General features: G+C 72.8%; 10 protein-coding genes. 8 read left to right on the forward strand and 2 right to left on the reverse strand.

All coding sequences use genetic code 11. The features are described 5' to 3' along the window. Positions 1-138: 138 nt before the first annotated feature. Complete coding sequence (locus IEY79_RS16425) at positions 139-765, forward strand: class F sortase (RefSeq protein ID WP_189108227.1); 627 nt, start codon at positions 139-141, stop codon at positions 763-765. 36 nt (positions 766-801) lie between these two features. On the opposite strand, the gene IEY79_RS16430 is transcribed toward IEY79_RS16425, so the two are convergent. Beyond that, entirely contained in the window at positions 802-1,581 is a 780-nt protein-coding gene (locus IEY79_RS16430) for a sulfite exporter TauE/SafE family protein (RefSeq protein ID WP_189108228.1), read from the reverse strand. 272 nt (positions 1,582-1,853) lie between these two features. Here IEY79_RS16430 and IEY79_RS16435 point away from each other — a divergent pair, with 272 nt between their 5' ends. The 7 genes from IEY79_RS16435 to IEY79_RS16465 all read left to right on the forward strand — a co-directional run bounded on the left by IEY79_RS16435 (position 1,854) and on the right by IEY79_RS16465 (position 10,315). Then, a complete protein-coding gene (locus tag IEY79_RS16435; protein ID WP_189108229.1) occupies positions 1,854-3,152 on the forward strand; it encodes an NAD(P)/FAD-dependent oxidoreductase in 1,299 nt (432 codons plus the stop codon). 1 nt (position 3,153) lies between these two features. Then, positions 3,154-5,697, forward strand: coding sequence for a nitrite reductase large subunit NirB (gene nirB, locus IEY79_RS16440; RefSeq protein ID WP_189108230.1), 2,544 nt, complete (start codon positions 3,154-3,156; stop codon positions 5,695-5,697). Next, a complete protein-coding gene (nirD, locus tag IEY79_RS16445) occupies positions 5,694-6,041 on the forward strand; it encodes a nitrite reductase small subunit NirD (RefSeq protein ID WP_189108231.1) in 348 nt (115 codons plus the stop codon). Before nirB ends, nirD begins: the two co-directional genes overlap by 4 nt. 40 nt (positions 6,042-6,081) lie before the next feature. After that, positions 6,082-6,666, forward strand: a complete 585-nt coding sequence (locus tag IEY79_RS16450) for a TetR/AcrR family transcriptional regulator (RefSeq protein WP_189108232.1) — start codon at positions 6,082-6,084, stop codon at positions 6,664-6,666. A 96-nt stretch (positions 6,667-6,762) separates the two neighbouring features. Then, positions 6,763-8,172: an MFS transporter gene (locus IEY79_RS16455; protein WP_189108233.1), complete on the forward strand. Its 1,410-nt coding sequence runs from the start codon at positions 6,763-6,765 to the stop codon at positions 8,170-8,172. 67 nt (positions 8,173-8,239) lie between these two features. Beyond that, a complete protein-coding gene (locus IEY79_RS16460) occupies positions 8,240-9,001 on the forward strand; it encodes an SDR family NAD(P)-dependent oxidoreductase (protein WP_189108234.1) in 762 nt (253 codons plus the stop codon). A 153-nt stretch (positions 9,002-9,154) separates the two neighbouring features. Further along, positions 9,155-10,315 carry an alkaline phosphatase PhoX gene (locus tag IEY79_RS16465; protein WP_189108235.1) on the forward strand — a complete coding sequence of 387 codons (1,161 nt, stop codon included), beginning with the start codon at positions 9,155-9,157 and terminating at the stop codon, positions 10,313-10,315. Positions 10,316-10,363: 48 nt separating this feature from the next. On the opposite strand, the gene IEY79_RS16470 is transcribed toward IEY79_RS16465, so the two are convergent. After that, positions 10,364-11,368, reverse strand: a complete 1,005-nt coding sequence (locus IEY79_RS16470; protein WP_189108236.1) for an ArsR/SmtB family transcription factor — start codon at positions 11,366-11,368, stop codon at positions 10,364-10,366. Positions 11,369-11,666: the final 298 nt, after the last annotated feature.

Genomic DNA, 11,666 nt, shown 5'->3' on the forward strand with positions numbered 1-11,666 from the left:
GATCCGGAAGAGAGGCCCCGGGCGGGCCGCGGCCTCCGTCGCGCCCGTGACCGCCGTGGTCCCCGCCTCCGTCATGCTCATCGCTGCCGGGGGCGGGGGAACAACTTCCGGAGGACGTATGACCGCGAGGGACGGCCGATGACCGTCAAGGGCAAGGCGTGGCTGACAGCCGGCGCCGCGTGCGCCGGAGTGTGGCTCGTCCAGAACGGCTCGCGGGACATCACCCCGCCGATCCCGTCGGCCGCCCAGGCGTTCGCCGCCGGGCCCGGTTTCCACACGGACGCCGCCGCCGACCCGATGCCGGTCTCCTCACCCGTACGGCTGCGGATACCCGGGATCGGCGTCGACGCGCCCGTCACCCGGCTGGGTCTGGCGAAGGACGGCAGTCTGGACGTGCCGCCGGCCGGGGAGGGCGATGTCGCCGGCTGGTACGAGCGCGGCGCCACCCCGGGTGCCAGGGGCACGGCGATCGTCGCCGGCCATGTGGACAACGCGCGCGGCCCCGCCGTCTTCTACAGCCTGGGCACCCTGAAGAAGGGGCAGCGGATCAAGGTCACCCGCGAGGACGGGCGGACCGCCGTCTTCACGGTCGACGCGGTGGAGGTGTACGACAACGAGGACTTCCCCGACCGGAAGGTCTACGGGAAGACCGGCCGGGCCGAGCTGCGGGTGATCACCTGCGGCGGCGGATTCTCCGCGAAGACCGGCTACCGGGGCAACGTCGTGACGTACGCGCATCTCATCGGTGTCCGGGGGCCCCGCTGAGGCGTGGGGGTGGGCGTGCGCCGGTACGTGGTGGCGTCAGGCGGTCCACTGGTCGAAGGCGAGCTTCGCGACCAGTGAGAACACCACGACGAGCAGCACACCGCGCACGAACTCGCTGCCCTTCCTGAGCGCCATCCGGGCGCCGAACATGCCGCCCGCCAGGTTGAACACCGCCATCAGCGCGGCCAGTTGCCACATCACGGTGCCCTGGTAGGCGAACATCGCGAGCGCCCCGCCGTTGGTGCAGACGTTGACGATCTTGGCAGTGGCGGACGCCGTGACCAGGTCGAGGTGGAGCACGGCGGTCAGCGCGAGTACGAGGAACGTGCCCGTACCGGGACCGAACAGCCCGTCGTAGAAGCCGATCCCGCCGCCGACGAGGACGATCGCCGTGATGTGCCGGCCCCGGGTGGCGGGCTCGCCCGCCTGTGCCCTGCCGAACGAGGGCCGGAGCATCACGAAGGCGGCGACACCGAGCAGCACCACCATGATCACGGGGCGCAGGACCTCGCTGCTTATCCCGGCGGCGAAGAACGCCCCGGCCATCGACCCGGCGAGCGCCATCAGCCCGATCCGTACCGCGCTCCTCACGTCCACCGGCGCCTTGCGCGCGTAGGTCACGGCGGCTCCGCTGGTGCCGACGATCGCCACCGCCTTGTTCGTGCCGAGGATGTGCGCGGCGGGGACGTGCGGCAGTCCGAGCAGCATCGCGGGCAGGAGCAGCAGCCCGCCGCCGCCGACCACGGCGTCGATCCAGCCCGCGGCGGCTGCCGCGAGGCAGAGGACGATGAGCGTGGTCAGCGATATGTCGGGCATGATCGCGAGCCTATGGGACGAGGTCGTTGTCCCTCACACCGATATCGGCGGAGGTGGCGCACGCCACGTCACGAAGGCGCACGGCACATCTCCGCGGGTGTGAGCGCGCGCCGGGCGGGGGCGCGCACGGAGGCGGTGCGGGTGCGGAGGCGGTGCGGGCGCCGGGGGCTCGTCCGGCCTCACACCCCGGTCCGGCCCGTGCTGAGGGCAGCGTTCCGAGCGGGAAACAGTGGTGGTGCCGCCGGGTAACACCGGCCGCGCAGTCTGCGGACATGGCTGCTGACGGCGGGGCGACGGAGATCGTGGTGATCGGCGGGGGCACGGCCGGGGTACGGCTGGCCCAGCGCCTCGCCGCATCCCCCTCCGCCGGGACAAAGGTCACCCTGCTCGGCGAGGAGACCCACGCTCCGTACAACCGCGTGCTGCTCGCGGACGTGCTCGCCGGGCGGTACGGCCCCGAGGTGATCGCCCTGCCACGGGTACCCGGCACCGAGCGGCGCGGTGTCCGCGCGGTACGGATCGACCGCGCCGAGCGGGTGGTGCGGTGCGACGACGGCAGCGTCGTCCCGTACGGCCGGCTCGTCCTCGCGACCGGCTCGAACCCGGTCCTGCCGCCGCTTCGCGGGCTCTGGGGTCCGGATCACCACCGACTGCCGGAGGGGGTGCACGCCTTCCGGACCATGGACGACTGTGGGGCGCTGTCGGCGGCGGTACGGCCGGGGACCCGGGCCGTCGTCGTGGGCGGGGGGCTCCTCGGGGTCTCGGCCGCCCGCGCGCTGGCCGAGCGGGGCGCGCGGGTCGTGCTCGCTCAGCAGGGCGAGCACCTGATGGAGCGTCAACTCGACCGCACGGGCTCGCTGTTGCTGAGGCGGCGGCTGGAGTCCTGGGGGGTGGAGGTCCATACGGAGTGCCGTGTACGCGGCCTCGCACTCGACGAGACGGACTCCGGCACCGGCGCCGGCAGGGTGGCGGCCGTCGAACTCGCCGACGGCTTCCGTCTCGACGCCGAACTCACCGTCCTGGCCTGCGGTGTACGCCCCCGGACGGGCCTCGCCCGCGCCGCCGGGCTCGATGTCCGGCGCGGCATCGTCGTCGACGACGAACTGCGGACGTCGGACCCCCGCATCCACGCGATCGGCGACTGCGCCGAACACCGGGGCCGGCTCTACGGTCTCGCCGGTGCCGCGCTCGAACAGGCCGACGCGCTGGCCCGGTCGCTCACCACGGACCCCGCGGCCGAAGCGCCCGCGCCCCGCTACACCGGCACCCGCTCCCTCACCCGCCTCACCCTCTCGGCCCTCGGCGGCCAGACGCCCGAAGCGCCGTTCCCGCTCGACCTCGCCGCGTTCGGCGAGACGACACCCCTCCCCGGCGACGACGTCGTCCAGTTGACCGACGCCACCCGGGGCGCCTACCGCAAGGTCGTCGTCCGCGGCGACCGTCTCGTCGGCGGTGTGCTGCTCGGCGACCTCGCCACGATCGGCGCGCTCTCCCGCACCTGGGAGGACGACGAACCGCTGCCGCCCACCACCCCGCTGCTCCACCTGCTCACTCCCGACGGAGGCTCCTGAGATGCCCGAGACAACGTCCCTCCCCACCATCGTGGTCGTGGGCCACGGCATGGTCGGCCAGCGGTTCCTCGAAGCCCTCGCCAAGCGCGGCACGACCGGTCGGGCACGGATCGTGGTGCTCTGCGAGGAGCCGCGCCCCGCCTACGACCGGGTCCGGCTGACCTCGTACTTCTCCGGCCGGACCCCGGACGAACTCTCCCTGGTCGAGCCGGACTTCATGGAACGGCACGGCATCGAGCTGTACTTGGACGACCCGGCCGAGACCGTGGACCGCACCACGCGCACGGTCACCTCGCGCGCCGGGCTGACGTTCACGTACGACACGCTCGTCCTGGCGACAGGCTCGTACCCGTATCTGCCGCCGGTGCCCGGCCGGGACGCGACCGGCTGTTTCGTCTACCGCACGATCGAGGACCTGCTGGCGATCGAGGAGTACGCGAAGACCGCCCGCACCGGCGCCGTGGTGGGCGGCGGGCTGCTCGGTCTGGAGGCGGCCGGCGCACTGCGGGGGCTGCGACTCGACACCCACATCGTGGAGTTCGCGCCCCGGCTGATGCCGGTCCAGGTGGACGAAGGCGGCGGCGCGGCGCTGCTGCGCACGATCGAGGGCATGGGGCTGACCGTCCACACGGGCGTCGGCACGCGGGAGGTGACGACGGACGCGTCGGGTGCGGTCAACGGCATGGCCCTGTCGGACGGTTCGGTCCTGGCGGCCGATCTCGTCGTCTTCTCGGCGGGCGTACGGCCGCGGGACCGGCTCGCGCGCGACGCGGGGCTGCGGGTCGGCGAGCGCGGCGGGATCGCGGTCGACGAGCGGTGCCGTACGTCGGACCCCCGGATCTTCGCGATCGGCGAGTGCGCCCTCGCGGCCGACGGGCGGGTGTACGGACTGGTGGCGCCGGGCTACGAGATGGCGCGGACCGCGGCGGACGCGATCGCCGAAGTCGCCGAGGGCGCGGCCGAGTTCACCGGAGCCGATCTGTCCACGAAGCTCAAGCTGCTCGGGGTGGACGTGGCGTCGTTCGGCGACGCGCACGGCGCCGCCCCCGGCTGCCTGGACGTCGTGTACGCGGACTCCCGCTCGGGCGTCTACAAGAAGGTGGTCGTCGGCGCGGACGGCTCGCTGCTCGGTGGGGTGCTCGTCGGTGACGCGGACGCGTACGGGATGCTGCGCCCGCTGACCGGTTCCGTACCGCCCGTACCGCCGGAACAGCTCGTCCTGCCGCCGGGGGCCGGGACACCCGCCGCGCTGGGCCCGGCCTCGCTGCCGGACAGCGCCGTGATCTGCGGCTGTCACAATGTGACGAAGAGCGCGATCACCGCGTGCGCGACGCTGCCCGAGGTGAAGAAGTGCACCAAGGCCGGTACGGGCTGCGGCAGTTGCGTGAAGGTGATCGGGCAGCTCCTGCCCGCGGCGGGCGACGGCGGACTGTGCGGCTGTTTCCCGCACACCCGCGGCGAGTTGTACGAGATCGTGCGGACCCTGCGTGTGACCTCGTACGCCTCGCTGCTCGACTCGCACGGCCGCGAGGGCGCGCGCGGCGGTGACGGCTGCGAGATCTGCAAGCCGGCCATCGGCTCGATCATCGCCTCGCTCGCGCCGACGCTCGGTCTGAGCGGCCATGTCCTGGACGGCGAACAGGCCGCGCTCCAGGACACGAACGACCACTTCCTCGCCAACTTGCAGCGCAACGGCTCGTACTCGATCGTGCCGCGCATCCCGGGCGGTGAGATCACCCCGGAGAAGCTGATCGTGATCGGCGAGGTGGCACGGGACTTCGGGCTCTACACGAAGATCACCGGCGGCCAGCGGATCGATCTGTTCGGCGCGCGTGTCGAGCAACTGCCCGTGATCTGGGCGCGGTTGGTGGCGGCGGGCTTCGAGTCGGGGCACGCGTACGGGAAGGCCCTGCGCACGGTGAAGTCGTGCGTCGGCCGGACCTGGTGCCGTTACGGCGTGCAGGACTCGGTGAGGATGGCCATCGATCTGGAGCTGCGCTACCGGGGGCTGCGCGCGCCGCACAAGCTCAAGTCGGCCGTCTCGGGCTGCGCCCGGGAGTGCGCGGAGGCGCGCGGCAAGGACTTCGGGATCATCGCGACGGCGGAGGGCTGGAATCTGTACGTGGGGGGCAACGGCGGGGCCGAGCCGCGGCACGCGGATCTGCTGGCGCGGGATCTGGACGACGAGTCGCTGGTGCGGCTGATCGACCGCTTCCTGATGTTCTACATCCGCACCGCCGACCGTCTTGAGCGCACCTCGGCGTGGCTGGGCCGGATCGAGGGCGGCCTCGACCATGTGCGGGACGTGGTGGTGAACGACTCGCTGGGGCTCTGCGGCGAGCTGGAGAGGCTGATGGCCGACCATGTGACGGGCTACCGCGACGAGTGGGCCCAGACGCTGGAGGACCCCGAGCGGCTGAGCCGTTTCGTCTCCTTCGTCAACGCGCCGGACGCGCCGGATCCGACGGTGCGGTTCGTGCCGGAGCGCGACCAGATGAAGCCGGATCTGACATTCCTGACACTGGAAGGGGTCTCCGCCCGATGAACACGACGACGTCCGGCGCTGTGCTTCAACTCCTCCTGGGCGAGGACTGGTTGCCGATCTGCGACCGGTCCGCGCTCATTCCGGGCCGTGGGGTGGCCGCGCTGCTGCCGGACGGCCGGCAGGCCGCGCTCTTCGTGGACCGGGGAGGCCGTACGTACGCGATCGACAACCGTGACCCGTACTCCGGCGCCCAGGTGCTCTCACGCGGGCTGACCGGCACCAGGGACGGCCGCGCCTTCGTGGCGTCGCCGCTGCTCAAACAGTGTTTCGATCTGGAGACGGGCCGGTGCCTGGACGACGACGCGGTGGCGGTGACGGTCTACGCCTCACGCCTCGCCCATTAAATCTTGACCGATCGTTCCAGATGGACCTAGAGTCTGGCGCGTGGCCAGGACCAAGGAATTCGATCCGGACGCCGCGCTCCAGTCGGCCCTTGAGCTGTTCTGGCGGCGCGGCTACGAGGCGACGTCCATGGCGGACCTCGTCGAGCACCTCGGCATCGGCCGCGCCAGCATCTACGCGACGTTCGGCAACAAGCACGAGCTGTATCTGAAGGCGCTGGACCGGTACGGCGAGTCGCGCGACCCCGCGCTGCTCGACGCCCTGTCGAAGCCGGGCCCCGCACTGCCCGCCGTACGCGCGGTGGTGCGGGGGTTCGCCGCCGAGGCCGTGGCCGAACCGGGGCGCGAGAAGGGCTGCTTCGTGACCAACACGGCGACCGAGCTCGGGCCGCACGACCGCGAGGCGGCGCGCCGGGTCGAGCTGAGCTGGCAGCACATCGAGACGCTGATGCACGCGGCACTCGTCCGGGCCCAGAACCAGCGCGAGCTGCCCGCGGACCGCGATCCGCACGCGCTCGCGCGGATGCTGCTCGTACTGATGCAGGGCCTGCGGGTGGTCGGCAAGAACTCCGGGGGCTCCGCGCGCGTTCGTGACGCGGCCGAGCAGGCACTGACCCTGCTGGACTGACGGGACCGGCACCTCCCACCGGGCACATCGCGCACAGGGGTCGGCCCTGCGCTGCCCTTATAACAGAACGATCGGTCTAGATAGCAGGGGGACAGCATGACCGCGAGCACCACCGGCGTCGGTACGACCGCCGGCTCGGCGGGCGACGCGCCCGCCCGGTCCGCCTCGGCTTTCGTCCTCCTGGGCACCGTCCAGGCCACCCTGATCTTCACGCTCGCGGCGCTCGCCGTCCCGCTGCCGGACATCGGGCGGGAGTTCACCCTCGACCGGTCCCAACTGATCCTGCTCAGCGCCGCGTACGGACTCACCTTCGCGGGGCTGCTGCTCCTCGGCGGCCGGCTCGCCGACCGGTACGGCGGGCGCCGCGCGCTCACCGCCGGTCTGCTGGTCTTCGCCGCCGCCTCGGGGGCCGCCCCGCTCGCCCCCGGCTACGAGGCACTCCTCGCCGGCCGCTTCGCACAGGGCGTGGGCGCCGCGCTCGTCGCCCCCGCCGCGATGAACGTGCTGCGTACGGTGTTCGCCTCACCCGCCGCGTACGGCCGGGCCATGGCGACCTGGGGCGGGCTCTCGGTGCTCGGCGCCACCGCCGGCAATCTCGGCTCCGGCGTCATCTCGGCGCTGCTGTCCTGGCGTTGGAGCTTCGCCGTACCGCTTCTGGTGGCCGGCGCGGCGCTGGTGCTGGCGCCCCGGCTGCTGCCCGCCACCCCGCCCGCCGCCGGCCGCTCGCTGGATCTGCCGGGCGCGGCCCTCGCCACCGGCGGGATCGTCCTGGCCAGCTACGGCCTCGTCCTCACCGACGCCCACCCGTGGGGTTCGCCGGCGGTGCTCGTGCCGCTGGCGGCCGGGGTCGCGCTCTGCGCGGCGTTCCTGCTCACCGAGCGCCACGCCCACGACCCGCTCCTGCCACCGCGCTTCGTCCTCGACCGCCGGCGGGCGACAGGTCTCGCCGCCATCGCGCTGACGGCGGCGGGCACCTCCATGACGTTCGTCCTGCTGTCGCTCCATCTCCAGCAGGGGCGTGGCTACTCGGAGTTGGAGACCTCGGCGGCGTTCACGCCGTTCGCCGCCGCCCTGCTGGCGTCGGGGCGGGCCGCCGGGGCGCTGATCGCCCGGTACGGGGCGCCCCGTGTCACGGCCGCGGGGCTGACGACGGGTGCGGCGGGGCTCGCGCTGCTGGCGGCGAGCGGCGCGGGCGCCGGCTCCGCGCCGTACGCCCACGGGTTGCTGCCCGGTCTCGTCCTGCTGCCGGCGGGCGCCGCCGCGTCCTTCGCGGGGGCCGCCGTACTCGTGACCAGCGGGGTGCCGGACCGGCAGACCGGCCTCGCGGGCGGGGTGCTCAACACGGCCATGGAGCTCGGACCGACCGTGCTCTTCGCCGCGCTGCTGGCCCTCGGCGATGACGCCGTATCGCTCGCGGCGACGGCGGGCGCCTTCGTCGCGCTGGCGTGCGCCACGGCGGCCCTGGCCGCGCTCGGCTCCCGCGAAGCGAGGGCGGACGTCCACTGACCGCCCGCTCACCGAACGACCTCCGTCGCACCTCACACACCGTCAAGATCCGAAAAGGGAGTCATCCATGTCCGCTCGCTTCACCGGCAAGACCGTCCTCGTCACCGGCGCCGGCTCCGGCATAGGCCGCGCCGTCGCGGTAGCGTTCGCGGCCGAAGGCGCCAAGCTCGTCCTCGCCGGGCGCGGCGCGGCCCCGCTGGAGGAGACCGGCGCCCTGATCACGACGGCGGGCGGCGAGGCGCTCGTCGTCACCGCCGACGTCTCCCGCGCGCGGGACGTACGGGCGCTGGTGCGGACGGCGGTCGACCACTTCGGACGGCTCGACGTCGCCGTCAACAACGCGGGGATCTTCCGGGGCGGCGCGCCCCTCGCCGACCTCCCCGTCGAGGACTGGCAGGCGCTGCTCGACATCAACCTCACCGGTGTCCTGCACTGCCTCCAGGCCGAGATCGCCCAGATGCGGGCGGACGGTGGCGGCGCCATCGTCAACGTCTCCTCCAACCTCGGCGCCCACATGCGCATCCCGAACGTGGCGGGCTATCTCACCTCCAAGGCGGCCGTCTCCACGCTGACCCGGGCCGCCGCCCTGGACCACATCCAGGACGGCGTCCGGATCAACGCCGTCTCCCCCGGTGCGTCGGACACCACCATGTCGCTCCGGCCGGGCGAGACCCCGGCCGACCGGACCGCCCGGATGAAGGAGCAGTCGCCGCTCGGCCGGGTGTCGGCGACGGAGGAGGTGGCGGCGGCCGTGCTGTATCTCGCCTCGCCGGACGCGGCGTCGGTGGTGGGTACGGACCTTGTCGTCGACGGCGGCGCGGCGGCCTGACGTCGGGGCGGTACGAATGGCTCAGCCCCGCACCGGGTGTTGGCCGCGCCGCGCCGCCCACGCGCCCCGGAGTTCAGACGGTGGCCATCCGGTCGCCGTAGGTTGTCGTGCGCACGCCACCTCATGCCCACCCCACCCCCATGGAGCGGCCCAGTGGAACGTCGCAATTTTCTGCGTGGAGCGGTCATCGGAACCTCCGCGGCCGCACTCGGCGGCACACTCTGGCGCGGCGCGGCCTACGCCGACCCCGCACAGCCCGGCGCGGGGCCGTACGGCGCGCTCGGATCCGCCGACGGCAACAACATCCGGCTGCCCGCCGGTTTCACCAGCAGAGTCGTCGCGCGGTCCGGGCAGACCGTGCCCGGTACGTCGTACACCTGGCACAACGCCCCTGACGGCGGCGCCTGTTACGCCGACGGCAGCGGTTGGATCTATGTCTCCAACTCGGAGATCAACCCCTCCGGCGGCGCGGGCGCGGTCCGCTTCTCCGCGGCGGGCGCGATCACCGGTGCCTACCGGATCCTCTCCGGCACCCGGCAGAACTGCGCGGGCGGCAGCACCCCGTGGAACACCTGGCTCTCCTGCGAGGAGGTGGACCGCGGGTATGTGTACGAGACCGATCCGTGGGGCGTGAAGGCCGCGGTACGGCGCGACGCGATGGGCCGGTTCAAGCACGAGGCCGCGGCGGCCGACCCGGTGCGCCGGGTGATCTATCTGACCGAGGACGAGACGAACGGGTGCTTCTACCGTTTCACGCCCACCACATGGGGTGATCTGTCCGCCGGCACCCTCCAGGTGCTGCGGGCCGGCACCGCCGCCTCGGGCTCCTTCACCTGGGCGGCGGTGCCGGACCCGGACGGCTCGCCGACCCAGACCCGTGACCAGGTCTCGGGTGCCAAGCGGTTCAACGGGGGCGAGGGCTGCTACTACGCGGACGGCTCGGTGTGGTTCACCACCAAGGGCGACAACCGCGTCTGGCGGGTCGATCCGGCCGCCGGTACCTACGAGTTGGCGTACGACGACTCGCTCGTCAGCGGCGGCGGTGCCCCGCTGACCGGTGTCGACAACGTCACCGGCTCCTCGTCCGGTGATCTCTTCGTCGCCGAGGACGGCGGGAACCTGGAGATCTGCGTGATCACTCCCGATGACGTCGTCGCGCCGTTCCTTCGCGTCGGCGGGCAGTCGGGCTCGGAGATCACCGGTCCGGCCTTCTCGCCGGACGGCTCACGGCTGTACTTCTCCAGCCAGCGCGGTACGAGCGGCAGTTCGTCGGGCGGCATCACCTACGAGGTGACGGGGCCGTTCCGCAGGTAGGACGACGTCCCGTCCGGCCCCGTCCCGCGTCCCGCCGGACCTGCCGTCCTACCTCCGGGACCGGCCGGGCAGCTTCTGGGCGCCGCCGCGCAACAGGGCGGCGCCCAGCGGTGTGAGCGTGTGCAGGACGGCGTTGCCGTGGCGCAGGGTCACCACGAGGCCCGCCTCACGCAGGACACACGCGTGCTGGCTGGCCGAGGCGAGTGACACCCCCGCCCTGCGGGCGAGTTCACTGGTGGTCGTGCCGTGCTCGATCGCGCTCAGGACGGCGGAGCGCGTACGGCCGACCAGTCGGCCGAGGGACGCCCCGGCGCCCCGGCCGCCGTGGCCCGAGGCGACCGGGGTGTCCGCGTACGTGACGGGGTAGACGAGCACCGGCGGCAGCGCCGGGTCGCGGTAGACGACCGGTGTGACCCGGCAGAAGTACGAGGGCTGGAGCAGCAACCCCCGCCCGTCCAGCCGCAGTTCGCGATCCACGGGGTAGTCGGCCTCCAGGACCGGGGCGCGCCAGCGGATCATCGGCGGGAGCGTGGCGAGCAGTTCGTCCGTACCCCCGTCGAGCAGCGCTCGGCCCCTGGCGACGCGGTCCGCCTCGGCGCGTGCCCTGATGTGCGGCCAGTACGGCTCCACCGCCGCCCGGTGGTACGCGCGCAGCGCCCCGGCGAGCCGGCCCAGCTCCGCCGGGTCGCCCTCGGTGAGGGCGGCGGTCCGGGCGGGGCGGGCGGCCGATCCGGAAGGCAGCAGGGCCAGTTCCGTACGGACCCGCTCCTCCGGTGTCGCGCGCAGCGCCTCCAGCCCGTCCACGAGCCCGAATCTGCTCTCCGGGGGCGTCAGGAAATCCGGGAAATAGCCCCGGCGGGGCACCAGCGCGTTGAGCAGACGTGTTTCACCCTTCAACTTCGCCCGCGCTTCCGCACGCCATTCCCCGAAAACGAGTGCACCGCGCCGGTCCCGCAATCGGTGAAAGCTGAGAATCGTTTCCCACAACGGGTCGGGACCGGCGGCCATCCTGACCCCGCCCAGGTCTCTTCCCGTGAAATGAATTCGCAGCACCCATCCCCCACTTGTTGCATCCGCAATCGACACCAGCGATGAGTATGCACGTCATCACAGGCCGTCACCACGGAGTTTCAGCCACAGTTGAAACGCATCGCGTGGTCCGGGTGCGAAACGAAAGGCTGTACCGGGTCAGGCGCGAAACCCGAACCACCGGAAAGGCGCTGTGAAGGCCGTGGGGGGCTTTGCGCGCTCGGCGGCGGTCGGTGAGGGTTACGGCTCCGCGCCCGGCCTGAAAAATGGGGTGCGGCCGATGGATGGGGATCCACCGGCCGCACCCCGATTTGTTTCCGTC

Origin of the sequence: Streptomyces camponoticapitis, assembly GCF_014646115.1 — a bacterium.
Classification (GTDB): Bacteria; Actinomycetota; Actinomycetes; order Streptomycetales; family Streptomycetaceae; genus Streptomyces; species Streptomyces camponoticapitis.

What these genes read in the sequence shown, in the direction of transcription:
- nirB (WP_189108230.1), top strand. Translation starts at nt 3,154, where the DNA reads ATGCCCGAGACAACGTCCCTCCCCACCATCGTGGTCGTGGGCCACGGC.
- IEY79_RS16425 (WP_189108227.1), top strand. Translation starts at nt 139, where the DNA reads ATGACCGTCAAGGGCAAGGCGTGGCTGACAGCCGGCGCCGCGTGCGCC.
- IEY79_RS16430 (WP_189108228.1), bottom strand. Translation starts at nt 1,581, where the DNA reads ATGCCCGACATATCGCTGACCACGCTCATCGTCCTCTGCCTCGCGGCA.
- nirD (WP_189108231.1), top strand. Translation starts at nt 5,694, where the DNA reads ATGAACACGACGACGTCCGGCGCTGTGCTTCAACTCCTCCTGGGCGAG.
- IEY79_RS16455 (WP_189108233.1), top strand. Translation starts at nt 6,763, where the DNA reads ATGACCGCGAGCACCACCGGCGTCGGTACGACCGCCGGCTCGGCGGGC.
- IEY79_RS16435 (WP_189108229.1), top strand. Translation starts at nt 1,854, where the DNA reads ATGGCTGCTGACGGCGGGGCGACGGAGATCGTGGTGATCGGCGGGGGC.
- IEY79_RS16460 (WP_189108234.1), top strand. Translation starts at nt 8,240, where the DNA reads ATGTCCGCTCGCTTCACCGGCAAGACCGTCCTCGTCACCGGCGCCGGC.